General features: G+C 64.8%; 21 protein-coding genes. 11 read left to right on the forward strand and 10 right to left on the reverse strand.

Going from position 1 to position 26,790, the window contains the following annotated elements; all coding sequences use genetic code 11:
• Positions 1-36: 36 nt before the first annotated feature.
• The 7 genes from E5222_RS10735 to E5222_RS10765 all read right to left on the reverse strand — a co-directional run bounded on the left by E5222_RS10735 (position 37) and on the right by E5222_RS10765 (position 8,948).
• Entirely contained in the window at positions 37-1,632 is a 1,596-nt protein-coding gene (locus tag E5222_RS10735; RefSeq protein ID WP_136693736.1) for an MBL fold metallo-hydrolase, read from the reverse strand.
• A complete protein-coding gene (locus E5222_RS10740; protein ID WP_136693737.1) occupies positions 1,629-2,522 on the reverse strand; it encodes a ribose-phosphate diphosphokinase in 894 nt (297 codons plus the stop codon). Before E5222_RS10740 ends, E5222_RS10735 begins: the two co-directional genes overlap by 4 nt.
• Positions 2,522-4,006, reverse strand: coding sequence for a thymidine phosphorylase family protein (locus tag E5222_RS10745; protein WP_136693738.1), 1,485 nt, complete (start codon positions 4,004-4,006; stop codon positions 2,522-2,524). The genes E5222_RS10740 and E5222_RS10745 overlap by 1 nt, the downstream gene beginning before the upstream one ends.
• 100 nt (positions 4,007-4,106) lie before the next feature.
• Positions 4,107-5,114 (reverse strand): sodium:calcium antiporter, encoded by a 1,008-nt coding sequence (locus E5222_RS10750; protein WP_136693834.1) that lies wholly within the window; start codon positions 5,112-5,114, stop codon positions 4,107-4,109.
• Complete coding sequence (locus tag E5222_RS10755) at positions 5,114-7,777, reverse strand: cation-translocating P-type ATPase (protein ID WP_136693739.1); 2,664 nt, start codon at positions 7,775-7,777, stop codon at positions 5,114-5,116. Before E5222_RS10755 ends, E5222_RS10750 begins: the two co-directional genes overlap by 1 nt.
• Positions 7,774-8,523, reverse strand: a complete 750-nt coding sequence (locus E5222_RS10760; protein WP_136693835.1) for a VIT1/CCC1 transporter family protein — start codon at positions 8,521-8,523, stop codon at positions 7,774-7,776. The genes E5222_RS10755 and E5222_RS10760 overlap by 4 nt, the downstream gene beginning before the upstream one ends.
• 5 nt (positions 8,524-8,528) lie before the next feature.
• The gene (locus tag E5222_RS10765) at positions 8,529-8,948 is read right to left on the reverse strand and encodes a universal stress protein (RefSeq protein WP_136693740.1); all 420 of its coding nucleotides are present in this window, start codon (positions 8,946-8,948) and stop codon (positions 8,529-8,531) included.
• 209 nt (positions 8,949-9,157) lie between these two features.
• Here E5222_RS10765 and E5222_RS10770 point away from each other — a divergent pair, with 209 nt between their 5' ends.
• From E5222_RS10770 to E5222_RS10795, 6 genes are all read left to right on the forward strand, one after another.
• Positions 9,158-10,483 (forward strand): erythromycin esterase family protein, encoded by a 1,326-nt coding sequence (locus tag E5222_RS10770; RefSeq protein WP_136693741.1) that lies wholly within the window; start codon positions 9,158-9,160, stop codon positions 10,481-10,483.
• Positions 10,480-11,142, forward strand: a complete 663-nt coding sequence (locus E5222_RS10775; RefSeq protein ID WP_136693742.1) for a dienelactone hydrolase family protein — start codon at positions 10,480-10,482, stop codon at positions 11,140-11,142. Before E5222_RS10770 ends, E5222_RS10775 begins: the two co-directional genes overlap by 4 nt.
• Complete coding sequence (locus E5222_RS10780; RefSeq protein ID WP_136693743.1) at positions 11,139-11,804, forward strand: phosphoribosyltransferase; 666 nt, start codon at positions 11,139-11,141, stop codon at positions 11,802-11,804. The genes E5222_RS10775 and E5222_RS10780 overlap by 4 nt, the downstream gene beginning before the upstream one ends.
• Positions 11,805-11,992: 188 nt before the next feature.
• Positions 11,993-12,898 carry an alpha/beta fold hydrolase gene (locus E5222_RS10785; protein WP_169053557.1) on the forward strand — a complete coding sequence of 302 codons (906 nt, stop codon included), beginning with the start codon at positions 11,993-11,995 and terminating at the stop codon, positions 12,896-12,898.
• An 80-nt stretch (positions 12,899-12,978) separates the two neighbouring features.
• A complete protein-coding gene (locus E5222_RS10790) occupies positions 12,979-13,620 on the forward strand; it encodes a class I SAM-dependent methyltransferase (protein ID WP_136693745.1) in 642 nt (213 codons plus the stop codon).
• On the forward strand, positions 13,617-14,252 hold the full coding sequence (locus E5222_RS10795) for a DUF962 domain-containing protein (RefSeq protein ID WP_211196130.1): 636 nt from the start codon (positions 13,617-13,619) through the stop codon (positions 14,250-14,252). The genes E5222_RS10790 and E5222_RS10795 overlap by 4 nt, the downstream gene beginning before the upstream one ends.
• Positions 14,253-14,260: 8 nt before the next feature.
• Here E5222_RS10795 and E5222_RS10800 read toward each other — a convergent pair whose 3' ends face one another.
• Positions 14,261-15,919 (reverse strand): aminotransferase class III-fold pyridoxal phosphate-dependent enzyme, encoded by a 1,659-nt coding sequence (locus E5222_RS10800; protein WP_246021688.1) that lies wholly within the window; start codon positions 15,917-15,919, stop codon positions 14,261-14,263.
• A gap of 35 nt (positions 15,920-15,954) precedes the next feature.
• Here E5222_RS10800 and asd point away from each other — a divergent pair, with 35 nt between their 5' ends.
• The 3 genes from asd (at position 15,955) to E5222_RS10815 (ending at position 19,226) form a co-directional block, all read left to right on the forward strand.
• Positions 15,955-16,851: an archaetidylserine decarboxylase gene (gene asd / locus E5222_RS10805; RefSeq protein WP_136693746.1), complete on the forward strand. Its 897-nt coding sequence runs from the start codon at positions 15,955-15,957 to the stop codon at positions 16,849-16,851.
• A 25-nt stretch (positions 16,852-16,876) separates the two neighbouring features.
• Positions 16,877-17,701, forward strand: a complete 825-nt coding sequence (locus tag E5222_RS10810; protein WP_136693747.1) for a S1/P1 nuclease — start codon at positions 16,877-16,879, stop codon at positions 17,699-17,701.
• A 70-nt stretch (positions 17,702-17,771) separates the two neighbouring features.
• Positions 17,772-19,226, forward strand: a complete 1,455-nt coding sequence (locus tag E5222_RS10815; RefSeq protein ID WP_136693748.1) for an AMP nucleosidase — start codon at positions 17,772-17,774, stop codon at positions 19,224-19,226.
• 106 nt (positions 19,227-19,332) lie between these two features.
• Here the strand turns inward: E5222_RS10815 and E5222_RS10820 are convergent, their stop codons facing one another.
• Entirely contained in the window at positions 19,333-22,776 is a 3,444-nt protein-coding gene (locus E5222_RS10820) for a TonB-dependent receptor (protein WP_136693749.1), read from the reverse strand.
• A gap of 351 nt (positions 22,777-23,127) precedes the next feature.
• Here E5222_RS10820 and E5222_RS10825 point away from each other — a divergent pair, with 351 nt between their 5' ends.
• Both E5222_RS10825 and E5222_RS10830 read left to right on the forward strand, forming a co-directional pair.
• Positions 23,128-23,499 carry a hypothetical protein gene (locus E5222_RS10825; protein WP_136693750.1) on the forward strand — a complete coding sequence of 124 codons (372 nt, stop codon included), beginning with the start codon at positions 23,128-23,130 and terminating at the stop codon, positions 23,497-23,499.
• Positions 23,500-23,502: 3 nt separating this feature from the next.
• A complete protein-coding gene (locus E5222_RS10830) occupies positions 23,503-24,489 on the forward strand; it encodes a FecR family protein (RefSeq protein ID WP_136693751.1) in 987 nt (328 codons plus the stop codon).
• Positions 24,490-24,501: 12 nt separating this feature from the next.
• Here E5222_RS10830 and E5222_RS10835 read toward each other — a convergent pair whose 3' ends face one another.
• Positions 24,502-26,748: a CHASE2 domain-containing protein gene (locus tag E5222_RS10835; RefSeq protein ID WP_136693752.1), complete on the reverse strand. Its 2,247-nt coding sequence runs from the start codon at positions 26,746-26,748 to the stop codon at positions 24,502-24,504.
• Between the last annotated feature and the right edge of the window lie 42 nt (positions 26,749-26,790).

Genomic DNA, 26,790 nt, shown 5'->3' on the forward strand with positions numbered 1-26,790 from the left:
CGCCTTGATTGGGATCAAGCCGACTACCGCACGATGCTAGCGCCCGTTCTTGCGCGCCATATGGGCATTATAGGATGCCAGCACACGGCGCATCTGCTCCAGCGCCTCCTGCCGCTGGCGGTCGCTGCGCAGCTTCGCGAGATCAGCCTTCAGCGAGGTCGCGAAGTCGGCATAGGTGTTCTGCCAGTCATGCCCCAGCACCTCGGTAAGGTCGGAGCGGCCCGTTTCAAGCCGCTTGGCGGGTGCGGAGGGCGACAGCAGGTACTTCTCCCCGATCTGCGGCAGTTTGACGTTCAGGTCCGGCTGCCGCCGCTGCAATTCGCGGCGCATCGCCTCCAGCGCCGCCGGCTCGCCATGGTCCAGGAACAGGCTGCCCGAAATGGGGGACCGTTCCTCGACCCATTCGAGGAGTTCGCGCTGATCGGCATGAGCGGAATAGGAGTGGATGTGGCGGATCTGCGCCCGCACGCGCACATCGTTGCCGCTGATGCGCACGCGCTCGGCGCCTTCCAGGATCACGCGGCCCAAAGTGCCCTGCGCCTGGAAGCCGACGAAGAGGACGGTCGAATCCTTGCGGTGGAGGTTGTGGATCAAATGGTGCCGGATGCGCCCGCCCTCGCACATGCCGGAGGCCGCCAGGATGATCGCGCCGGAGACTGAATTGAGGGCGATCGATTGCGAAACATCCGTCACGAAATGGAAGGAGGGATTGTCGAAGATGTTGGTTTCGCCCGTATCCTCCAGCTCCTTCGCATGGCGTTCGAACACCTCGGTCACGCGGTTGGCGAGCGGTGAATCGACGAAGACCCGCACATTCGGGATCGCACCCGACAGCAACAGGTGGTGCAGGTCCAGCAGCAGTTCCTGCGTGCGTTCGAGGGCGAAGGCGGGGATGACGAGGTTACCGCCCCGAGTTATCGCCGCTTCCACTTCCGATTGCAGCAGCAGGCGCCGCTCAGCGATGGTCACGGCCTCGCGCTCGCGGTCGCCATAGGTCGCCTCGCACACGACATGGTCGAAGCCCGATGGCCCTTCCGGGTCGAGCTGGAAGGCCTTGTTGTCCGGCCCCACATCGCCCGAACAGATCACGCGAACGCCGTCCACCTCCAGCTCCACCGAGGCTGAGCCGAGGATATGGCCCGCATTCCACAGCCGCGCGCGGAAACCCTCCGCGGGCGCGAACCATTGCTCCAGTTCGACCGGGCGGCACTGCTCCCACGCATCGCGCGCATCGGCGCTGGTATAGGCCGGGACGAAGGGGTCCTCGCCTGCCCGGTCGCGGCGGCGGTTGCGGCGTTCGGCCTCGTACTCCTGGATACGCCCGGAATCGGCCAGCATGTGTTCGAGAAGGTCGGCGGTGGGCAAGGTGCAGTGGATCTGCCCCTTGAACCCGTCCTTCACCAGCTTGGGCAGCAACCCGCTGTGATCGATATGCGCATGGGTCAGCACCACGGCGTCGATCAGGGCGGGATCGAAGGCGAATTCCTCCAGGTTCAGGTGCTCGAGCGAGCGCGAGCCCTGGAACATGCCGCAATCGACCAGCACGTGGCGGTGGTCATAGGCGAATTCCATGCAGGAGCCGGTCACCGTCCCCGCCGCGCCGTGGAAGCGCACCGTCAAATCCTTGCTCATGCTTTCTCCTCCAGCCAGCCGCGCTCCATGATCGCATCGGCCAGCAATCCGGCGAGCGGGATGGCGACTGTCGGCCCGGCAACGGAATCGGTCGAACGGATGTTCCCAATGCCCGCCGCGCGCAGGCGTTCGAGGTCTTCATCGCTGGCGAGGCAATGAGCGGTGAGCGCCTCTACGCTTGTCGCCCCTGCGTCGAGCAGTTGCGCCGCCGCGACTTCCAGTGTGCGACCACTGGAGATTACATCATCCACCAGCACCGCACGACGGCCCGCGACGCAAGAGAGGTCCGCAAAGCCGAGTTCCACCTTCCGGTCCCCCAGCCGCCGCTTTTCACCGATAAGGACCGTGAGGCCGAGCGGACCGGCAATGCCCTCCACCCATTGGCGGGATTCGGCATCGGGGCCGACGAGCACAGGGTCGCCTTCGGTCCCGATGAATCCGGCGAGCGCAGGCGCGGCGGAAATGCTCACCGCATCGCACCCGGGCATGACTTCGGAGAGCGCGCTTATGCGGTGGAGGTGCGGATCGACCGTCAGCACGGCGTCGAAATGCTCGGCCAGCAGCTTGCCGACAACGCACTGGCTCACCGCTTGTCCGGGCTCAAAGGCAATGTCCTGCCGCATATAGCCGAGATAGGGTGCTACCAGCACTACGCGCTCCGCCCCGTTCTCGCGCAGGGTGGAGGCAGCGAGCAGCAGCTCCACCAGCTTGGCGTTTGGATCGTTCAGCGAGCGGTAGAGGATCGCGGCTCCCGCACCGGGCTGCACCTGCACACGGCTTTCGCCATCGGGAAAGCGATGCACCTCCACGGCGCGGCATTCCACATCCAGCTCACCGGCCAGGCGCGTTGCTGGTCCCATACATTCGGGAAAGGCGTGAACTGCCGCCATCAGCCGATTTCGTAGCCCGAGCCCTCACCCGCGAACTCGCACGCGAAGCCCATGCCGGTCGCCGAATTGGCATAGATGCGATAGAGCGCATCGCCCTCGCGCACGGTGGAGCCGACCTTGTGCAGCAGGTCGATCCCCGCCCCCTGGTCCATCGGCGCGCCAGCATGGCGGGCAATCCGCGCGATCCTTTCGCAATCGATCGATGTGACCGTGCCTGCCTTCGTGGCCTCGACCTCACGCCGCAGCCGGCCAAGTTCGGGCTTGGCTGGGTTGCGTCCCTGCGCATCGATCAGGCGCTCCATCGCGGCCAGCGCCTCACCCGAGGCGAGCAGTTCGAGCGCGCGCGAATAGCCCTTGCCGCCTTCGAGCGCCGGATCGAAGTCGAGCATATGGCCCGCCAGCGCCACGGCATGGTCGCGCAGATCTTCCGGCGCATCGGGTTCGTTGCGCAGAACGGCCATCACGTCCCGCGCTTCCAGCACCGGCCCGACACCGCGCCCGACCGGCTGCGAACCGTCGGTGAAGACGATCTTGGTGACGAGTCCCATATGCCGCGCGACATATTCGAACAGCTTGCGCAGGCGCACCGCGTCACCCTGCGTGCGCACCTTGGCCGTGGGGCCGACCGGGATGTCGATCACGAGGTGCGTGGAACCCGCGGCAACCTTCTTTGAGATGATCGAGGCGACCATCTGCTCGAACTGGTCGAGCCGCAGCGGTCGTTCGACCGAGATCAGTACATCGTCCGCAGGCGACAGGTTCATCCGCCCGCCCCATGCGAGTACGGCGTTTTCCTTCTTCACGATCGAAGACATCTGCTCGGAGGAAAGGTCCACCTGCGCCAGCACTTCCATCACGTCCGCCGTGCCGCAGGGAGATGTGATGGCGCGTGAGGAGGTCTTGGGGCAAATCAGCCCGTGCGCGGCCACGATGGGCACCACGATCATCGACGTCCGGTTGCCGGGAATGCCGCCGATGCAATGCTTGTCGACCACCAGCGGGGAATCCCAGCTGAGGCGGCTGCCGACATCCAGCATGGCGCGGGTCAGCGCCAGCGTTTCCTGCGTGCTCATGAAGCTGGCGCAGGCGACGAGGAAGGCCCCGATCTCCATCGGCGAGTAGCGGTAATTGGCGATATCGCGGATCACCGCGCCGATCTCCGCCTCGCCGAGGCTGTCGCCATCGATCTTGCGGCGCACGAATTCGAGGCTGGCGGGCCGCCGGGCCTGGGCGATTTCCACTTCGGCACCTTCAGGAAGGCCAAGCCGGCGGAAGGCCTGTTCCCCCAGCCCGATCTCGCCATTGCCGATTATCTTGTCGTCATCGACCACGGCGAGCGTCGCCAGGATTTCGCAGCTATCCCCAGTGACGCGAATCTTGCGCAGGGCCTGGAACTGTTCCGCCGAATAGCCGTCGCTCCGGCGCAGGATGAAGGCCGTGTTGTCGGGATAGGTATCTATCGGGAGGCGCTTCACGCGCAGCATTGGTCTCTCTTCCCATCCATTGTCGTTCTCGGCCTTTCCCTAGGGAATAGACGGCCCCGCTGGCCTTGTCTCAAATCAATTGGGTCTCAGATCAATTCGCTCAGGCAGCGTAGAGATAGATGAAATAGGCGCTGAAGAAATAGACCGTCAGCAGGGAGAGGCTGGCCCAGCTCAGCGTGCCGAAGAACCGGTTGCGCGGGCGGTAGAGCAAGGCGACGATGAAGATCCCGTACATGATCACCGCGGCGAGGGCGGATGCGGCATTGGCGGGGGAGACAGCCGCGAAGATGCTGCCCTTGTTATAGGCGATATCGTCGAGCGCGATCACCAATATGTCGAACAGATTGCTGCCCAGCAGCGCCGCGATGGCCATGTCCGCCGCATTGCGCCGCAGGGCGGTGACGATCACCACGAATTCGGGCAACGATGTCGCCATGGCCACCAGCAAGGTGCCGACGAAGCTCACTTGCCAGCCGGTCAGGGCCACGATCTGCAGGCCGACAGAGGGGAGCAGGCTGCCCGCAATGGCGACGACCGCGGCAGCAGCCAAATAGCGCATCGCAGCTTGCCGCAACGTCAGCGGGTCGGGCTCGCCCACGGTGGGCGAGGTGATCGCAAGGCGCCGCTCATGGATGAAGCTCGCCCGAACCGACACGAGGTAGATCATGATGATGAGCGGCGAATAGACGCTGACGTGATAGAGCGCGCCTCCGATCATGGTGCCCGACGTCAGGATAGTCGCGCCGACGATACCGATCAGGATCAGCCCGAAACCGGCGGTCAGGACATGGCGCTGGTCGACCCGGCAATAGATCGATTCATCCCGGCTCAGCGCATCGAGCGCCACCAGCAGGCCGAGATTGAGGATGCAGCTGCCCAGCGCATCGCCCATGGCGATATCGGGCGCATCGAACAGGACAACCGAACTGATGCCAGTGAACAGCTCTGGCAGCGAGGTGGCGGTCGACAGCAGCACCAGCCCGATCCACGAACTGGGCAGCCCTGTCCGGTCGGAGATCACCGCCGCATAACGCGTCAGCTTCGCGCCCGCGAAGCCGATCGCCAGTGCGCAGGCGGCAAGTTGCAGCCAGGGGATCAGCGCGGCCATCATATCGCTGCCCTCCCCCTCGCAACGCGCAGGACCAGGCTGGCAAGCTGGAGCACGACCAGCGGCGCAAGGCTGGCCAAAAGCGCTACCGTCCACATCATCATGTCGGGCCGGACGAGGCCGAGCAAATGGGCAAGTTGCGGCACATAGACGGCGAGGACGAGCAGCGCGCTGCACAGCGCAATCGACGCCCAGATCCAGCGGTTGGCGGTAATCTCGTTACGCAGCATGGCGGAGTCCGGATGGCGCAAATTGAAGACATGCCACAATTGCGAAAAGGCCAGCGTCAGGAAGGTCACCGTCACCAATGTGGAACCTTCAAGACCGAGCGGCCCTCCGGCCACGGCCATGGCGCCGAAGGTCGCCCCGGTCAGCGCCAACCCGTGGAGGATGATGCGCTTCCATTGCGGTGAACCCAGCATGGCTTCGCTCGCCGGACGCGGCGGGCGCTGCATGATCGTATCGTCGCCCTTGGCCGTCGCCAGCGCGAAGGCCGGGAAGACGTCGGTGACAAGGTTGAGGAACAGGATCTGCAAAGGCAGCAGGGGCAGCGGCAGGGCCAGCAGCACGGCAAGGCCGATCACCATCACCTCGCTCAGATTGCAGGCGAGCAGGTAGGTGGCGAAGCGGCGGATATTCTCGAAGATGATCCTCCCTTCGCGAATGGCCGCCACGATGGTGCTGAAGGAATCGTCGAGCAGCACCATCGCTGCCGCCTCGCGCGCGACATCGGTTCCGCGCTTGCCCATGGCGACGCCGATATCCGCCTGCCGCAGCGCGGGTGCATCGTTCACCCCGTCGCCGGTCATCGCCACGATCTCGCCCGCATCCTGGAAGGCGCGCACCAGCCCCAGCTTCTCGGTCGGATTGACGCGAGCGAAGACGGTCGTCGATCGTAGCAGGGCGCCGTCGAAGTCCATGCGGGCGAGGCTGTGGCCCTCCAGTGCTCCGGACTGGTTGACCGGCAGCCCCACCTGCCGCCCGATGCTGAGCGCGGTCACGGCATGGTCCCCGGTCACGATCGCCACCTCGATCCCCGCGCTGCGGCAGGCCGCGATCGCCTCCTTCACATCGGCGCGCGCCGGATCGCGCAGGCCCACGACGCCGAGCAGGACCAGCTCAGCATAGGGCTCCTCGGTGGAAGTGGCGGCGCTCTTCCTCGCCAGCGCAATCACACGCAGCCCATCATCGGCCAGCCGCCGGACAAGCTGCTGCCAATCCTCCCGCCCCTCCGCGTCCATCGGCGCATCGCCATCGGGAAAGTGAACCAGCGTGCAATGGGCGAAGACGGCTTCGGGCGCCCCCTTCACCGCATAGAGGAAGCCATCCGCCTGCCGGTGGACCGTCGCCATCATGCGCGTCTCGGTATCGAAGGCGTGTTGCAGCTCCAGCGGCATCTCCGCCAACAGCTGGTCACGCGGAACGCCCGCATTGGCCGCCGCCCGCAGCAGAGCGATCTCCATCGGATCGCCCACCCCTTCATCCTTCTGCGCGTCATAGTCGCTGGACGAGCATAGCCCGCCGATCGTCAGCAGGCCCTGTAATAGCGGTGCATCCGCTCCATTCGCCGCACCGGCCACGATATCCTTGGGCATCAGCGTGGCGGTAGGCAGGCAGACCGTGGCCACCGCCATCCGGTTCTCGGTCAGCGTGCCGGTCTTGTCGGTCAGGATGAGCGAAACCGAACCGAAAGTCTCGACAGCGGAAAGCTGACGCAGCAGCGCATTCTTCCTCGCCATGCGCCACATGCCCTGCGCCAGCGCCAGCGTCGCAACGACCGGCAGCCCTTCGGGAATGGCGGCGACGGCCAGCGCAATGCCAGTGGTGACCATCAGGAAGGGATCGACATCGCGCACCAGCCCGGCAACGATGATCGCACCCGCCAGCACCAGCGTGAGCCAGACCAGCTGGCCGGCGGTCTTAGCCAGCCGCTTCTCCAGCGGCGAGCGGGCCGGGCTAGCCTCCCGCACCAATTGCGAGATCGCACCCAGCTCGGTATCACGCCCGATGCCGACGACAAGGCCGGTGGCGGTCCCTCGCGTAACCGCGGTGCCCTTGAACAGCATGCTGGAGCGGTCGGCCAGCCGCGCATCGGCCGGAACCTGGGACTCGGATTTCTCGACCGGAGCCGACTCCCCTGTGAAAGTGGATTCGTCGCATGCGAGGTTGGATGCCTCGATGATGCGCAAGTCGGCGGAAACCATGTCGCCCGCCTCGACCAGCACGATATCGCCGGGCACCAGCTGCTCTGCCGGAAGGATGCGCTGTCGTCCTTCGCGAAGCACGCGCACCGAGCGGTGGCCGAGCAGGCGCAGCGCCTCCATCGAGCGCGTGGCCTTGCTTTCCGCCACGAAGCCGATGGTGGTGTTGACCAGCAGCACGAACAGGACCGCAGAACCCTCCAGAACCTGCCCGAAGACAAAGGCGACAATCGCAGCGGCCGTGAGCAGGTAGACGACCGGATTGATCAGCTGGTGCAGCAATATGGTGAGCGCAGGCATGCTGCGCGGGGCATCGATCAGATTGGGGCCGTATTGCTGCGCGCGGCGCCGCACCTCCGCCTCCTCCAGCCCGCCTTCCATCCGCACCTCATGCGAGGCGAGCAGGCGTTCTACGGTCTCGCTATGAGGTTGCGGGCTCACCATGGCGGGCACGCCTGTCATGATGCGAAAGTGGCATGGAGCAGGTGGCCGGCGAAATAAGCCAGCGAAGCGGCGGCGGCACCTATCGCCAGCGTCTGCAGGCCCGACAGCACGGGCGACAGACCCAGCACCCACCCCTTCCCCGTCCCCAGCAGGAAGAAGACGGTCGAGCCCAGCACGGTGCTGGCAAGGAACATCGTGTCGAAATCGCCGATGGCGAAGAGGAAGGGGAGCAGCGGGATCAGCCCGCACAGCGTGAAGGCCGTGAAGGTGGTCGCGGCCGCGCGTAACGGACGGGCGGAGGCGGCGCTGAGCTGCAGTTCCTCGTTCATCATCGTATCGACCCAGACCTCTCGGTCCGAGGTGATTACCTCGACGACTTCGTCGAGCGTGCTGCCCTCCAGCCCCTTGCGCGCGAAAATCTCCCTGATCTCGCGCTTCTCGCCATCGGGGAATTCCTCGATCTGCCATTCCTCGTCCGCCCGGCTCTGGCGGATCTCCTGCTGGCSCGCGCGGGTCCCGGCAAAATTGCTCACTGCCATGCTGAAGCCGTCCGCGATCAGGTTGGCGACGCCGAGGATGATGACGGTGGTCGCCGTCAGCTGGCCGCCGGCGCTGCCCGCGATCACGGCGAATGTGGTGACGACACCGTCGACGCCGCCCAACATGAAATCTGCAAGCGGGCTCTGGCCGCGCGGCCGTTCCAGCCGCTTGTGGATACGGTGGAGCGTATGCTCGTCGGCGAGATCGCGGTCGGGGCGCTTCATCCCGCTCAATCGCGCACGATCAGGACCGAGCATTTCGCATGGCGGGCCACGCGCGCAGCATTGGCGCCCAGCAGCCAGTCCTTCATTTCGGGCCGGTGCGAGGAAAGGACGATAAGGTCGGCATCGATCTGGTCGGCGATATCGAGGATGCCGCCGGGAATGCTGCCCATGCCGACTTCGGTCGCCGCATCCTCTGCCCCCAACTCGCCAGCCAGCAACAGCAGCCGCGCCGCCGCCTTGTCGACCAGCGCCTTGTAGGAGAGGCTCGACCACTGCGCTTCCATTCGCGCCACGCTGTCGGGCACCACCGTGCACAGGGTGATGGAGGCACCGAAGGACGCGGCCATGGCCTGCGCAACCGGCACCGCCTTGCCCCAGGAACTGGGCTCGTCGAGGTCGACGGGTATCAGGATGCGACTATACATGATGGGCCTCCTGCGAATGGCGAGGATAACACAGCGCAGCCGTGGTGAAAGGCCGCCATTTCCGACACAAGCCTAAGCCCGCATCCGCCCGACAGCCTTGATGCGCGTCAAGCCTCCGCACGCGAACAGGTGGTTGACCCGGATCAATGCGCTACCCATCGCGCGGCCCTATCCGTAATCTTGGCAATCGCTGCCTTTGGAGCGGAGACATGACAGCCCACAGCCCGATCCGGACCATCGCATCCGACCTGCCCGATACGCTGCGGGCACGGGCAGAGCTGCTCCCCTCCCCCGACACGCCCGATTTCGGCAAGGCTTTCGACAGGTTCGGCGATGCGCGGATCGTGCTCTTGGGGGAGGCGACTCACGGCACGCATGAGTTCTACACCGCGCGGGCACAGATCACCCGGCGTCTGATCGAGGAGCACGGCTTCAACATTATCGCGGTCGAAGGCGACTGGCCCGATATCGCCCGGCTCGACGAATATGTGCGGCATGGCGACGCACGCCCGCGCGCCGGGGAACCCTTTGCCCGCTTCCCCACATGGATGTGGCGCAACAAGGAAGTGCTCGCCTTTGCCGACTGGCTGCGCGGCCACAATGCCGAGCTGCCCGAAGAGCAGCGCGCCTGCATGCGCGGCCTCGACATCTACAGCCTGCGCGAATCCATGCATTCTGTGATCGCCTATCTCGACGAGCATTGCGCCGATGAAGCCGCCGAGGCGCGCCGCCGCTATGGCTGCCTGACCCCGTGGCAGGACGAGCCCCAATTCTATGGCCGCGCGGTCAAATATTCGGGCCTTGCAGAGTGCGAGGACATCGTCGTCTCGCAGCTCGACGAGATGCTCAAGCGGCGGATGGAATTCATCGCCGAGGATGGCGAGCGCTATTTCGATGCCGAACAGAATGCCCGCATCGTGCGCGCGGCGGAGCGCTATTACCGCTCCATGTATCGCGGCGCGACGGAGAGCTGGAACCTGCGCGACCGGCACATGTTCGATACGCTCCAGCAGCTGATGGCGCATCACAAGGAAGCGCGCGCGGTGGTGTGGGCGCATAACTCGCATATCGGCAATGCCTCGGCGACAGCGATGGGTTGGCAGGGCGAATTCAACATCGGAGAGCTGGTCCGCAAGTCCTATGGCGACCAGGCGGTGCTGATCGGCTTCGGCACCGATCGCGGCACAGTGGCCGCAGCATCGGACTGGGGCGAGCACATGCAGGTGATGAAAGTCCGCCCGGCGCGCGACGATAGCTGGGAGAAGGCCTTCCGCCTGACCGGCCTCGCCCGATCGCTGACCGACTGGCGCACCCGCAAGGATGCAGAGCTTGTCTCCGCCCTCTCCGAAGTGCTGCTCGAACGGGCGATCGGCGTCGTCTACCGCCCGCATTCAGAACTCACGAACCATTATTTCGAAGCGGTCATGGCCGACCAGTTCGATGCCTTCGTCTGGTTCGAGGAAAGCCGCGCGGTGACACCACTGGGGCCGGAAAAACCGAGCGGGGCGGCCGATACCTGGCCGTTCGGGCTATGAGCGCGCCCGCACCCCCTCCCGGATGCAGCGAGGTCACGCTGAGCGGGCCGCTGGAACTGGGCGCCTATCTGGGTGTACCGGAGGATGCGAAGGGGCTGGTGATCTTCGCCCATGGCAGCGGCAGCGGACGCCTGAGCCCGCGCAACAATTACGTGGCCGGGCGTCTGCGAGAGGCGGGGCTGGCGACCTTGCTGCTCGACCTGCTCAATCCTGCAGAGGAAGCCGACCGGCGCAATGTCTTCGATATCCCGCTGCTCGCCTCGCGCCTGCGCCTCGCGGTCGACTGGGCGGCGCAGCGGGAGGATATCGCGCACTTGCGGCCCGCATATTTCGGAGCGAGCACCGGCGGCGGCGCGGCGATCCGGGCGGCGGCAGGCGATGAGAGGATCGCCGCCATCGTCTCGCGCGGCGGCAGGCCCGACCTTGCCGGCGCCAATGCGCTGGCCACGGTCAAGACGCCGACGCTGCTGATCGTCGGCAGCCTTGATGGCATCGTGATCGAGCTCAACCGCGATGCCGCCAGCGCCATGCATTGCGAGAAGCGGCTGGCGATCGTCGAAGGTGCGGGGCATCTGTTCGAGGAGCCGGGTACGCTTGACGAGGTGGTGCAACTCGCCGCCGCTTGGTTCCTTCACCATCTTCAAGGAGAGAGGGCATGAGCAGGTTTTTCGCCAATCGACGCGAAGCCGGGCGCGAGCTGGCCGACGCACTGGCCGAACTCGATATCGAGGACCCGATCGTCTTCGCCCTGCCGCGCGGCGGAGTGCCGGTCGGTTTCCAGGTGGCGCGTGTGCTCAAGGCCCCGCTCGACATCCTGCTGGTGCGCAAGATCGGCGCGCCCAGGCACAAGGAATACGGGATCGGGGCGCTGGTGGACGGCGCTTCCCCGCAAGTGGTGATCGACGAGGAGCACGCCGAAATGGTCGGCGCCACGCCCGAATATATCGAGGAAGAAGTGCAGAGGCAGCTGGCCGAAGTGGAGCGCCGCCGCGCCGCCTATGGCTCGAGCATGGCGAATTCGCCCAAGGGCCGCAACGTGATCGTGGTGGATGACGGCATCGCCACGGGAGGCACGGTGAAAGCGGCGCTACAGGCGCTACGCAAGTCGGGCGCGGCGCATATCGTGCTCGCCGTCCCGGTCGCCCCGCGTTCCGCGATCAACGAGATGAAAGAGCTGTGCGACGAGGTCGTGTGCCTGACCATGCCCGATCCCTTCTATGCCGTCGGCGCGCGCTATGACGATTTCGACCAGGTCGAGGATTCCGAAGTGGTCGAGCTGCTGGCCGAAGCAAAGCAGTTTACCGCGCCCGACAAGGCCTGACCGCTTACCCGGACGAGCTCGCGCAGGTGATTTCCTTGCTTGTGTGACAAGTTCAAGCGATCCTTGGGCGAATTGGGACCTCGTGCCATGTCGCGCTGGCGGTACGACGAGAGGAAGCTCGATTTTCAATGGCCTCCATGACCGATCACACAGTATCGCGCTCACCCCGTTGCCGCCTTCCAAATGGCATGACGATCGGGCAGTGGTCCGCCGCCGATGACTGGCCGCTGCGCTCCTTCGCCCTCCCCGCCCACGGTCATGCGGCCGGAAGCCTTTTGTTCCTTGGCGGCAGGGGCGATTTCTTCGAAAAATATGTCGAGGCGATAGAGCACTGGGCCACACGCGGCTGGAATGTCGCCGGCTTCGACTGGCGCGGGCAGGGCGGTTCGGGACGACTGCATCCTGAAGGGCTCTGCCATATCGACGACTTTGCCCAATTCCTTGGCGATCTCGGCGACTTCTGGGCCGACTGGCGCTCCTCGTCCAGCGGGCCGCATATCGCGATCGGCCACTCCATGGGCGCGCACATCCTCCTCCGCGCGGCGGCGGAGGAGAGGATCGCACCCGATGGGATCGTGCTGCTATCGCCCATGATCGGCATCCGGGCAGGTCCTGTCGGCGCGCAGTTTGCCCGGCGGATCGCGCGGATCGGCAATGTCCCGGGCCTGCGCCACCGGCCGGTGTGGAAAGGAAGCGGCAGCCCCATGCCGGGTCGCATAACCTCCTGCCCGGTCCGGCACGCGGAAAAGCTGTGGTGGAAGGCGCACCACCCCGACCTCGCGCGCGGTGCCCCGAGCTGGGGATGGGTGGCGGCCGCCGGTCGCTCCATGGCGACGCTCGATCCGCTCCTGCGCGCCCGCCGACTGGAGGTCCCGGGGCTCATCCTCTCCGCCCGCCGCGACCCGGTTATCGACTTGCAGTCGATCCGCGCCGCCCATCGGGAGCTCCCGCATTGGGACTATGGCGTGATCGACAATGCCGGGCACGAATTGCTGCGCGAGCAGGATCTACCGCGCCATGAGTGCCTGCACCGGATCGACAGCTTTCTCGATCGCCAGACCGGCAAACACGAGCCAACAGTGTCGGGTTCGTGACCAAATCCTGCCACGTGTCGCATTAGTTCAACAATTGTGCCCCAAATCCGCTGCGACGGAAATCGCATGACGGATTTGACATGCATACTACTGGGGTAGCCACCGCTTACGACAGGTGGGCACCGATCTACGATCTGGTTTTCGGAAACGTCTTCGCCGGCGGGCGCCGGGAAGCGATCGACGCTGCCGAACGCGTTGGCGGCGCAATCCTGGAAATCGGCATAGGAACCGGCATTTCACTGCCGCTCTACCGCGCGGACAGCCAGGTTTACGGTGTCGATATCTCCGATGCCATGCTCGACAAGGCCCGCGAGCGCGTCGAGCGCCTTGGCCTCACGAGCGTGCGCGAAATTGCCCGGATGGATGCCGAGGACCTGCAATATGGCGACGAGACATTCGACGTGGCGGTCGCTCAATATGTCATCACCGCCGTACCCGATCCGGAAAAGGCGATGGATGAGCTGGTGCGCGTGACGCGCCCGGGTGGCGAGATCATCATCACCACCAGGGTTGGGGCCGGCCACGGCATGCGCGGAAAGATCGAAAAGGCGCTGATGCCGCTCACTACAAGGCTGGGATTCCGCACCGACTTTCCCTGGGCACGCTACGAAAACTGGGCGTCCCGCAATCCCCAGGCACTTCTGCTCGAACAGCGCCCGCTGGCGCCTCTCGGCCACTTCTCACTCGTTCGTTACCGCAAACTCGCAGGAAAACCGGCATGACACAGAAATTCGCAGCACCACGCGCCAAGCTGTCCGAGCTGCGCGGCCAGTTGCACGAACAGCGCTGGGACGACCACCGCTATTACCATCACAGCGTGATCAATCAGAGCCTGCACTTCGTAAGCGCGGTGACTTTCATTGTCGCCTACCTGATCGTCTGGCGGGAGCCCGCGATCGCCGCGCTGCTGGGCTGGGGCGTCGCCATGACCTCGCGCCAGGCGGGGCACTTCTTTTTCGAGCCGCGCGGCTATGACGAGGTCAACGATTGCACGCATGAGCACAAGGAAGAGATCAAGGTCGGCTACAACCTGGTGCGCAAGGTCATCCTGATGGCGCTGTGGGCGGCGATCCCGCTGGTCCTGCTTCTGGACCCCACCTTCTTCGGCATCTTCGTGCCACATGTTGGCGTGCTCGAATTCCTCGACCATCTCGGCAAATTGTGGCTCGTACTGGGTGTCGGCGGCCTTGTCTTCCGCACGGTGCAGCTGTTCTTCATCCGCGATGTCGATACCGGGCTGGTCTGGGCAACGAAAATCCTGACCGATCCATTCAACGACTTCCGGCTCTATCGCCAGGCCCCTGCGGAACTGACCCGCCGGGCGCTGGCGCGGCTCCCGGCGCGGGCGCGCTGAGTGGTTCCCTAGCGCAGCGCGTGGTGCAGCATTTCGCTCACCACGCGCTTGCGCAGAACCTTGCGCGCATCGCCTTCGGGCAGCCACCACCAGCCGTCATCGTCCATCGCCTGAGCCGCCGCCATGAAGCGGTCGGCAACCTTGGCGAACTCCGCCTCGCCATAGGCCAGGCTGAAGATGAAGCGGCCCGTGCCAACCCAGCTCAGCGCCAGCCCCTCGGCGCGCAAATAATACTGGAGCATCCAGTGATAGCGTCCCGGTTGCAGGTAATGGACGGTCCAGATCGTGCCGAGATTGGCCACGCGCAAGGGCAGCCCCGCAGCCTTCAGCCGCTCGTTGAGAGCGGCGGCGCGGGCGTTCCAGTTCTCGTCCAGGCCGTCATAGAGCACCCTGCCCTGATCGCTTTCCATGCGGCGGAGGAAGGCATCCATCGCCCCCATCACATAGGGATGCGAGTTGAAGGTACCGCGGGCGAAGCAAATATCCGCTGGTCGGTCCTCGCGAAAGCGCTTCATCAGATCCGCCTTGCCGCACAACACGCCGACCGGCAGCCCGCCGCCCAGCGTCTTGCCGTATGTGATCATGTCGGGCTCGATCCCGCCGAAATATTCGCATGCGCCGCGCGCGGCGAGGCGGAAGCCGGTGAAGACCTCGTCCATGATCAGCACGATGCCGTTGGCGCGGCAGGTCTGCGCCAGCCGTGCCAGCCAATCGGCATAGGCCTGCCGTTCCGCCAGCGGCTTTTCGCGCGCGCCCATCAGCGTAGAATCCCCCGGCGCATTGGCATTGGGGTGCAGCGCCTGCAGCGGGTTGACGAGGACGCAGGCGATATCCTTCCGGCTCGCCAGTACCTTGAGGGTCTTCTCGCTCATATCGGCCAGCGTATAGGTCCGTTCGGCCGGCAGCGGGTTGCCAACACCCGGCTGCACATCGTCCCACCAGCCGTGATAGGCCCCGGCGAAGCGCACCAGATGCGTGCGCCCGGTGTGATAGCGCGCCAGCCGCACGGCCTGCATAACCGCCTCCGTCCCCGACATGTGGAAGGACACCGCATCAAGGCCGGAGATCGCCTGCAGGCGGCGGACATTGTCGGCCACCACCGGATGAAGTCCCGCCAGCGTCGGGCCCAGGTCGGCGGCCGTTTCGGCGCCCTCGGCAATGGTTTCGCGATAGGCGTCCACACCCAAGAGGTTCACGCCGTAGGAGCCGGTGAGATCGTAGAACTCGTTCCCGTCGAGGTCGGTCAGCATGACGCCGGAGGACGCTTGGTAGAAGGACCCGGCGGAAAGGTTCTCGCGCACAATCGGACTGAACTGGAAGGGCACGCGATAGGTGCTGGTGAAGCGGATATCGGGAATGCCGTCGGCGATCTCGGCAGTATAGGCGGCGGTCTTTGCGAAGCGCTCCCGGTAGATGGCAGCCAGCTGTTCGAACCCGGCGCGGCGCTGCTGCACGATCGCATCGGGCGCGCCGTCGGCGGCGAAGAACTCCTCTTCCGCAAAGGAATAGCTCGGCACCAGCCGCGCAGCGCGGCGCGCCATGCGCGAATGGCCCGCCAGCGAGCGGTGCTTGGCGCGCGAAAGCTGCACGCGGCGGCGCACGGCCCGCGCACTCACGAGCCCTGCCGCAGTGCCGCAGGCCGCCAGGAACCAATTGCTTCGTTTCACTCTAAGCACTCCCGTCCCGGCGGGAGCGCACAGTCATGAGCGCCCGTTCCGCCATCATGCGTTTCCTGGCGCAGGAGGACATCAACTTCCTCCTGACCAACCGCATCCCCCGCCACGCGCTGACGCGCTTCATGGGCTGGTTCAGCAAGATCGAGCACCCGCTGGTGCGGATACCTTCGATCGCCCTATGGCGCTTCTTCTGTGACATAGATTCGACAGACAGCCCGAAAATGCGTTTTCGCAGCCTGCACGCTGCATTTATCCGCCCCTTGCGGCCCGGTGCGCGCGAAATCGCGATGGATTCGGCAACCGTCTCTTCGCCCTGTGATGGCATTGTCGGTGCCTTCGGGCGCGTGGAGCAGGGCCGCGCCTTCCAGATCAAGGGCTTTCCCTATGAGCTCGCGGACCTGCTGGACGATGCCGAACTGGCGCGCGAATTCGCCGATGGCTGGTTTATCACGCTGCGGCTGACGGCGGGCATGTATCACCGCTTCCATGCGCCTCACGACCTTGCAGTCGAAGAGGTGCGCTACATCTCCGGCGATACGTGGAACGTGAATCCGATCGCGCTGAAGCGGATCGAACGGTTGTTCTGCAAGAATGAGCGCGCGCCGGTCACCGTGCGCCTTGTTCAATCGGGAGCGCGGCTGGTGCTGGTGCCGGTCGCCGCCGTGCTCGTCGCGAGCATCCGCCTGCCCTTCCTCGATGCAGAGGCAGGTGTGCGCGAAGGCGGCGAAGGCGTCCGCCGCTCAACGGCGCGCTTTGCCAAGGGTGAGGAGATGGGCTGGTTCGAACATGGCTCGACCATCGTCGTGCTCGCCCCTCCTGAATGCCGCCCACTGGCGCTGCAAGAGGGTCAGAAGGTGCGCATGGGCCAGCCCTTGCTGGCTCTGACAGAGGCGGATGGGCGCGATTTCGCTTCACAGCCGTGACATCTTGCATGCATAGGATTGCGGCATGAAACGCCACACCGCACTGCTCTCTGCCCTCGCCGCTTTGCTCCTCGCGCAACCGGCGCTCGCCTGGGGGCCCATCGGCCACCGCACCAGTGCAGAGATCGCCGAGAACAATATCAGCGGTCACACGCGCGCCAAGATCGCCGAGATCCTTGGGCATGAGGGCCTGCCCGAAGCGAGCACCGCGCCCGACGAGGAACGGTCGAACCCCGATGTCTTCTGGCAGGAGGTCGCCTCGCCTTTCCATTACGTGACCTTGCCGCCGGGGCAGGTGGCCGAGGACATCGTGCATCCGCCCGAAGGCGATGCGCTGACCGCGCTCGACCGCTTCGCGGCGACACTGCGCGACGACAATGCCTCGCAGGAAGACAAAGCGGTGGCCTTGCGCTTTATCGTCCATCTGGTGGCCGACCTCCACCAGCCGCTCCACGCCGGCAGTGGCACCGATCGCGGCGGCAATGACTTCATCGTGAGCTGGTTCGACACACCAACCAACCTGCACTGGGTGTGGGACGAGGGCATGATCCTGCGCCAGCAATTGTCCGCCGCCGAATATGCCGAGCGGCTGGAAGGGCGGATCGGTCCGGCGGAGACCATCGCCTGGTGGGACCCGCGCCCCGAAAGCTGGATCACCGAAAGCGCCGCTCTGCGCGACCGCATCTATCCCGCGACCGGCGGCGAAGCGGGCATGGGCACGTTCGAGGCGCCTGCCGTGCTACAATACCGCTATCACTGGGAATGGATGCCGGTGGTGGAGGAACGGCTGGCCATGGCAGGCATTCGCCTTGCCGCCTATCTCGACCTTGTGTTTGCCGAAGAGCCGTAAACTCGCCACTCCTCTGTGACACCGTTATCGGCTAGGGCGGATAGACAGGCATCAAGCAGACGGAGTTTTTGTGGCAAGCACGGGCGTCGATATCGATACCATCCTCGACCAGCTGGAGGCGGACTGGGAAGCTTCCCGCGCCAACCTGATCGCGGCGCTACGCCGCTACGCCAGTGACCAGACCCCGCCCGATCCCGCCGCGCGCGCCGAGGGGATATTCGCTTATCCCGAGCTGGTGCTCCACTATCCCGGGGAAGAGGCGGCAACCTATCCGGCGCGCGCCTATGCGCGGCTCAACCAGCCGGGCACCTATCGCAGTTCGATCGCCGATCCGGCGCTGTTCCGCCCCTATCTGAAAGAGCAGCTGCGGCACCTCGTGCGCGATTACGCGGTGACGCTGGAGGTCTCGCAATCGCAGCAGGAGATACCCTATCAATATGTCCTCGGCGGTGCGGGCCTGGGGATGGAGCTTGCGAGCAGCGCAGAGCTGACGCGGCACTTCCCCTCCTCCGACCTCATGCATATCGGGGACGAGGTGGTCGACGGGGTCTGGGCCAGCCCGCCCGGCGGCTCGCGCCCGCTGGCGCTGTTCGACGCGCTGCGCACCGATTTCAGCCTTGCCCGCCTGCTGCATTATTCGGGCACATCGCCCAGGCATTTCCAGCGCTACGTGCTGTTCACGAACTATATCCGCTATGTCGAGGAATTCATCGACTATGCGCTGGCCGCCCTGGCCGAACCGGACAGCCCCTATGAGCGTTTCATCTGCCCGGGCGCGGAAATCGACAGAAGCACGGTGGACGGTGCGCGCACGCGGATCGCGGAAGGCTCGTGGCGCAAGCACCAGATGCCCGCCTATCACCTGGTCGGGCCGGACAATGCCGGGATCACGCTGGTCAATATCGGCGTCGGGCCCTCCAATGCGAAGACGATCTGCGACCATATCGCCGTGCTGCGGCCCGAGGTCTGGCTGATGATCGGACATTGCGGCGGGTTGCGGCCGAGCCAGACCATCGGCGATTACGTGCTTGCCCATGCCTATCTGCGCGACGACAACGTGCTCGATTCCGCCCTGCCGCCGGAAATCCCCATCCCGCCAATCGCCGAAGTGCAGACCGCCATGTACCAGGCCGCACGCAAGGTCACCGGCGACACCGACGAGGTGCTAAAACGCCGCCTGCGCACCGGCACGGTGGTGACGACCGACGACCGCAACTGGGAGTTGCACTACACACGCTCGGCCCTGCGCTTCAACCAGAGCCGCGCGGTAGCGATCGACATGGAATCCGCAACCGTGGCGACGCAAGGCTATCGCTTCCGCGTGCCTTATGGGACCTTGCTATGCGTCTCCGACAAACCGCTTCACGGCGAGATCAAGCTGCCGGGACAGGCCAACGCCTTTTATGAACGATCGATCAGCCAGCACCTGCGGATCGGTATCGAGACGCTCGGCCTGCTGCGCAAGGAAGGCGACAGCCTGCATAGCCGCAAGCTGCGCAGCTTCGACGAACCGCCGCTGCGCTAGTTTTCCTCTCCGGTACGACGGTAGCCGGTATCCAAGGCGCGAAAAAAGAAAGGCGGCGGCGTCCTCTTGAACGCCGCCGCCCCTTCTCGTGACGGACTGCCCCGGATCAGAATTCGTAACGCACACCCAGCTGGATCTTCCAGATCGAGGAGGAGGTGGTGATGAAGTTCTGGTCGTTCGGGTTGAAGTTGCTGATGATGTAGCGGCCTTCCGGATCCACCGCTGCATCGACCAGTTCGACAGTCTGCTGGCCACCGCCACGACGGCGGAAAACGTTCCAGCCATCGTCGAGGAAGTTCAGGAAGTTGTCGAAGTCGAAGAACAGCTCCACGCGATCGTCCACCAGGCCGGTGACCGAACCGAGGAACGGCAGTTCCTGGCTGAAGCGCAGGTCGAGGTCGTAATACCAGTCATTGCGACAGGTGTTACGTTCGATCGAGGCGCCCGGCGTGTAGCCGCAGCCGCTGGCATCGACATAGCTGATCAGTGACTGCACTGCATCCGAATCGGACAGCGGCGACAGGTTCGGGTCACTCATGCCCGTGGGGATATAAACCAGCGCGTTGTCATTGCCCGACGAGCTGTCGTTGAACACGCCGCCGCCATTGAAAGTCAGGCTGTAGGGACGGCCCGACCGCGCCGAGAAGAAGATCCCGAGATTGGTGTCATAACCTTCGATGAACTCCTCGGTCAGCGAAATCGCCGCGGTGATATTGTGGCGGGTTTCGTAGTTCGAGGTCGAGACAGCCGGGTTCTGGCGGTCGAAGGCCGCGGTCACGTCATAAGACGACGTCGCGGTCGAGGAGCCGACATTGCGGTTGTTGCTCGAGTCCGTGAAGGCATAGCCGAAGGTCAGCCGCGCGCTGCCAGTTTCGGTGAACAGGCCGCCATTGAATCCCTTGGAGAGGATCGCCGAAACCGAGTGGCTCGAATAGCTTGGGCCATTGGTCAGCTGGATCTCGTCATCGCGGCCGATGCGGTTGAAGCATTCGGCGGTGACATTCTGCCAGACCGGCGGGGTACCGCCCGGATAGACCAGCGTCGCGTCGCATCCGGCAGCATCGGGATCGGTGGGGTCGATTGCCGAATAGATCGGGCGGCCATCGACCGTATAGCCATTGATACCGCGCGTGATGTTGGGCGACTGCGCGAGGTCGACGAAGTTCAGCGTGTCGACATATCGGCTGTAGATGTAGTCGAGCTTCAGGTTCCAGTCGCTGAAGAAACCGCCCTGCGTTCCCAGATTGGTGGAGATGCCGAAATTGGCTCGCCACACGCTCGGGATCTTGAAGGTCGGATCAGTCGACTGCGTATCGGCGAGGCCCGCGGCCGCCGTTGCGGAACCGACATCGGTCACGCATTGCGGGAAGCCGGTGAAGCTGCCCGACGGCGTGACATCGACCTGGACGCTGTCGTTCGGCGTGTCGCAGCCGAAGGAGAGCGCACCCAGCCCGGTCGAGAAACCGTTGTTGGAGAAGGCGTTGGAGAAATAGACCACCGGGTCGCCACCGGCGAAGCGGCCGATACCGCCGGTCACGCTGGTGTTATGGAAGAAGCCGTCATTGTCCAGGTCATAGGTTGCCGAAAGGCGTGGCAGGATCAGCGGATCGAGATCGCTGAAGGAATTGGCATTGGTGAAGCCATAGCGGTTGAAGAACTCCGGGTTCTCGCGCGGCGTATCGCCTTCATAGGCCTGCAGGCGTACGCCGGCGGCAACGTTCAGCTGCGGGGTCACCTGGAACTCGTCCTGCACATAGACCGAGTAGATGCGGCGATTGAAGCTGGCGGCAGCTTCGTTGATGTCGCCGGTCGGGGTGGCGTTGATATCCGCGCCATAGGCTGCGCCCGAAACCAGGTCGTCGGCATCGGGGAACAGCTCCGAACCGTCGGACAGCAAGCCTTCGGCGAAGTCGTCCAGGCTGGAGAAGTAGAGCGAACCCGTCGCATTGACCGCGAAGAGGTTGAAGACTTCAAGGTCGTTCACCTCGGCGCCGACCTTCACCTGGTGCCGGTCGAGGTTGAGGTTCACCTGGAACTTCGCCTGGTCGACATTGGTGTTGAGCTCGTTGGCGGAGCGGAAGATGCCTGGGCCGGTCGAAAGGATGCCGTTGCGGTCGTCCGCAGTACCGAGGATGCCGTCCTCGCCGGGGCCGGTCACGCCGACATTGAGGCGCACGATCGGGTTATCCGACTGCGCTTCACCGCCACCGAAAGGGCCCTGCACGTCGGTCACATCGGCACGGCTGATGCGGATCTCGGTCGAGATCACGTCGTTCCACTGCGAGTAGAGGCGCGCCGCGTAATAGTCGGAAATCGTGCCTTCATCCTCGAAGGAATTGAGCCCGGTCAGGTTGTCGGTGCCGAAATCGCTCTCGACATTGGTTTCCTCAAGACGCTGATAGGTCGCCTCGAAGCGGTGGTCTTCGGTGATGTAGGCGTCGATACGGCCGAAATAGCGGACCGAGGATTCGGGCAGCGTGCTGGGATAGCCGCCGGTTTCCTGGCCGTAGACGCTGCTGGCGATCTGCGAGAACTGTTCGAACTGTTCCTCCGTCACGAACTCGGCTTCGTTGGGGAAGTTGCCGCCGAAAGGACCGAAATCGTTGGCGCTGCCAAGATCGGTTTCCTCATAGCCGGCATAGAAGAACAGGCGATCGGGGATGATCGGGCCGCCTAGCGTCGCGCCCCAGCGCTTCTCCTGGAAAGAGTCGACGCTGAAATCGTCGCCGTCGATCGAATCGCCGCGCAGGCCGGAGTCGCGATAGTTGAAGAAGGCGCTGCCGTGGAACTCGTTGGTGCCGGACTTGGTCACGACATTGACGAGACAGCCGGTGAAGTCGGAATATTCGACGTCGAACGGGGCGAATTCGACAGAGGTTTCGCGAACCACGTCGAACGGCAACGGCAGCGCGTTGCGCGCGGCGAAAGGCGTACCGTTGAGGCCGAAGACGTCGGCCTGGATCGTGCCGTCCACGGTGAAGGTGTTGCCGCGGTCATTGCCGCCAAGGCAGGAAATACGATCGACTTCGTTGTCACGGTCGAGGCTGACGCGCGGATCGATGCGGATGATGTCGCGGATATCACGGGAAAGCGACGGGAAGTCTTCCAGCGTCTGCTGTCCGAATGCGATGCCCGGACCGACGGCGAGCTGCTGAACGTTCACGCGCGTACCCGACACGATGATGACGTCGGCATTGGCCGCGGCGGTGAGTTCGAAGGAATAGGCGGTGTTGCCCGAGATGTTCAGGTACTGGTCTTCAATCGACTGGCCTTCGAAGCCCGGGACCGTCACGGTAACGGTGTAGGGGCCGCCGGAAACCAGCGAGCCGACGCGGAAGGTTCCGTCCGCACCGGTGGTCTGGGTCCGGGTGGAACCGGTGCGCGTATCGATTACGGTTACCGTCGCGCCGGGCAGTGCATTGCCGTCCGTATCGGCAACCGTGCCCTGTACACCGGACGTAATCTGCTGCGCCTGGGCGGCTTGCGGAAGGATGGCGGCGCTGGCGGCGATGCTCGCGACGCTGGCTGCAAGAAGATACCTGATTTTCATGTCCAGAGTTCCCTGATTGGAGGGCCGTGATCACCCGGAGGAGTCGATCACCGTGAGGTAGCCGCGCATGAGGACAGATTCGTTGCAGGTAAATGACAGCGCTGGGCTGGGAGGTCATTTTACGGACATATGAAACCGTTTCAAGTGCAACTGTTGCTGCGCTGCAACAAGATCGGGCGATCCGGTACACGACTGCGGCAAGAGCCTGCCGGAGAGAGCAAGCTGGACCCCGGCGAGGCCGAAGCCGGTGATTCTCTTCGCCCGGGAAGCTGCGCCGGGGCTGCGCAAGCGTGGTGTCCTTGCCGTGTGGAGGGCGCATGTGGCATAATAGATGGCAAAGGGGGAAAACTCATGGCACTTCGACCTGTCCACACCGCGCTGGCGATCGTCCTGCTTGCCGCCGGCGCACCGCTGGCTGCACAGACGCTCGAAGCGCTCGACACTTTGTCCGACCGGTCCGCCGATGAAGCGGCCGGCATCGCCTTCGCGCAGGAGCAGTCGTCGCGCGGCGAGCTGCTGGAAGCGCTGGCGACGCTCGAACGTGTGCTGGCGGCCTATCCGGAATCGGATGAGGCACGCTTCAACCATGCCATGCTGCTGTGCTGGGTGGACGACCCGCAAGGCGCGGAAGTCGAATTCGAGCGGCTGGACGAGGACGATTACGCCCCCGGCGCGCTGCAACAGGCGCGCGACAATTGCCGCTCCGCCACAAGGGAGAGCTAGGCCATGCGCAACCCTGGACGCACTGTCACTTCGCTCACCATCGCCAGCCTGCTGGCCTCCACACTCATGGCCACGCCCGTCGCGGCGCAACGTGTGGAAGTGGGCAATGCCGCCAGCGTGGTTGGCAATGTCACGCTCGACAATGACCAGCTGCGGCGGCCGATCGACGTCGAACGCCGCCAGCGCATCGCCTGGGGCGATCTGATCGAGACCGGGCGTAATTCGCAATTGCAGATCCTGCTGCTCGATCGTTCTACCTTCGGGATCGGCGCACGCTCGGAAGTGCGGATCGACGAATATGTCTATGACCCGAATGAGGGACGCTCGGTGCTCGCCAGCTTCTTCAAGGGCGCGCTACGCTTCTTCTCCGGCGCCGATGAGGGTGAGAATAGCGCGGAAGTCACTACGCCTGCCGGCCGTATCGGCATTCGCGGCACCGCCATCGACATGCTGGTGGGCGGCGAGGCCGAGGACATTGCCGAGGATGAAGACTTCGTCGGCAGCGTACGCAGCGACGATGACGAGGCGACGCTGGTGATCCTGCGCGGCCCGGGTGCCAATACGCTCAGCGGCCTCACCCCCGGACTGGCGGAAGTGACCGGCGCCGGGGTGACGGTGGTGCTCGATGAGCCGGGCCTGGCCGCCTATATCCCGCGCGAAGGCGCCGCCCCGATCGGGCCGTTCCGTATCTCCAATGCGGGCCTTGCCAAGGTGCAGGATGAGATGGCCCCGCGCTGGGCGCGCAGCTTTCGCGATGGCGGCATTCCCGACGAGGTGGTTGCCGGCGCGGCCGCAGCGGCAGTGATCGGCATTATCCTCGGCACGCGCCGCAACAATAACGATCGCGGCGGTGACGCCACGGGCGGAAATGGCGCCACCGGCAGCGTTGCGAACACCGGAAGCAATGGCAATGGGATCAACCTTAGTGTGCCTGCACCCAGCCCGAACGAGGTTTGCTACGACGCGAACGGCGGCGTCACCGACTGCTGACAGACCGCGTGATTACTTGCTGGTTGCCTGATAGACGCCATCCCACCCCTCGCCGGGCGGATCGGCGCGCAGCCCCGCGATGCGATCGTTGAACAGCGCGTAGAGGCCCGGAATGCCGAAGCCCTCGTAATCCTGCTTGCCCGCCTCCAGCGCCGCCAGCGCGCGATCCCAGTCCTGCATGCGATAGGCTTCGAGCATGGCAAGGTGTGAGCTGCGCAGGCGCTGAAAGTCCTCACCCGAAGCCATGGCCTCATCGCCGAGCAGCGCGGAAATCGTCGCCGGACGGTCGCGCCCGACCACGCGCACGCGGTCGAGCTCCAGCAGCGCAAATTCCTCCAGCCGCCCGGTCAGCGTCTCACCCACCGCGATCGGCACGCCATAGAGCTTGGTCAGCCCCTCCAGCCGCGATGCGACATTCACTGTGTCGCCGATCAGCGTGTAGGCGAGGCGCTTGCGCGAACCCATATTGCCGACGCAGCAGGTCCCCGCATTGATGCCCACGCCGATCTTCACCTCGCCAGGCCAGACCGTACCCTCGCTCTCCGGCATGGTGCGGTTCAACTCTTCGGTCAGCGCGATCATTTCCAGCGCCGCGCGAGCGGCATTGGCGGGATGGTCGGGATCGTCGAGCGGGGCGTTCCAGAAAGCGAGGATCGCATCGCCCATATATTTGTCGAGCGTCGCCTTGCGGGCGAGCAGCGCCTCGCTGAGCGGGGTGAGGAAGGTGATCAGGAAGTCGATCACCTCATGCGGTGAATAGCGTTCGGAAATGCGGCTGAAGCCGCGAATGTCGCACATCAGTACGCTCATGTCGCGCTCCTCCCCGCCCAGCTCCAGCTTGTGCGGATCGGCGGCGATCTGACGCACCAGTTCGGGCGAGAGATAGCGGTCGAAGGCCGAGTGGATATAGCTGCGCTGCCGCTCCTCGCGATAGAAGACCGCCACCGTTTGCACCGCATAGACCGCGACGATCGCCAGTAGCGGCCAGGTCGGATCGAGCAGGTACTGTGCATTGGTAAAGGCGAACCAGCTCATCGCCATAACCCCGCCAACGCCCGCAAGCGCGGCCAGTGCACCCAGGGCGGCGCCCAGCCTTGGCAGGATCAGCGCCAGCATCACACCGAGCAAGATGACAAGCGCCCCTTCCAGCGCGCGCGCCCAGTCGGGACGTTCGAGGAAATGTCCGGCCAGCATCTGCTCGATTGCCGCCGCATGGGCATTGACCCCCGCGGTTCGTTCGGCGAGCGGGGTCGAAATGAGATCCTGCAGCCCGACGGCGCTGCCGCCGACCAGAACGATCCTCCCCTCCACCGCCTCGGCCAGTTCGGCGTCGGTCATGTCTCCGCCAATGATCCGCCATGCCGGCAGCATGGCGCGCGAACCCTCGGCGGGATAGTGGACCCACATCTCGCCGGCACTGTTGAGCGGGATCTCGATACTGTCGAGCCTCATGGCAACGGCCGCCGCACTATCGGCAAAGCTCGTCTCGCCGCTGCCTGTGCTGGTCAGCAGGTTGGGAGAGCCCGCCCCAATCGCCACGCGCACTTCCTCCAGCGACAGCGATGGAACCAGCGTCTCGCCGAAATAGGCGACGAGCGGAACGCGGCGAACCAGCCCGTCATCATCGGCATTGAGGCTGACGAAGCCGGTGCTTGCGGCGGCCTCCTCCAGAACCGGCACCGGCGGCAAGGCGCCGCGATAGGTTTCGACATAGCCGGTCGGAGGGCCTCCGCTGACCGCAATGCCCATGCGCGGCTCGACAGCGCGCCCCATCTCCCCGCGTTCGAGGAAATAGGCCAGCACCACCGGGACCCCGGCAAAGCTTTCGGCGAACAGCTCATCGTGGCTCGGCAAGGCGGCCAATTCCTCCGCCACCGCATTGCCGGAATAGCGCTGAGCCAGTGCTTCGGGCGACGTCCGGTCGCTTTCCGAAAAGACGATGTCATAGGCGACTGCCGCGGCGCCAGCCTCGCCCAAGCGGCGCGTCAGCGTGGCGAGGTCGGTACGCGGCCAGGGCCACTGGCCGAGACGGACAATCGATTCCTCGTCGATATCGACCACCGCGACCCCGGCATCCTCACTCCCTTCCCAGGGAGCCGCCCGCTGATAGGCGTCGAAGAACTGCATTTGCATGCGCTGCATCGGCACCGGGTCGATCGCTAACAGGAGCAGTACCAGCCCCAGCGCGACCAAGCCCGCAAGTGCCGGTCCCAACCGTTCCAGAAATGCCCCCAAGCGCGCCACAGCCCCTCCTGCCATTGCAGCCCGCGCAGCCTATGGCCCTGCCCGGATGAAAGCAAT

The organism is Alteraurantiacibacter aquimixticola (genome assembly GCF_004965515.1).
Classification (GTDB): Bacteria; Pseudomonadota; Alphaproteobacteria; order Sphingomonadales; family Sphingomonadaceae; genus Alteraurantiacibacter; species Alteraurantiacibacter aquimixticola.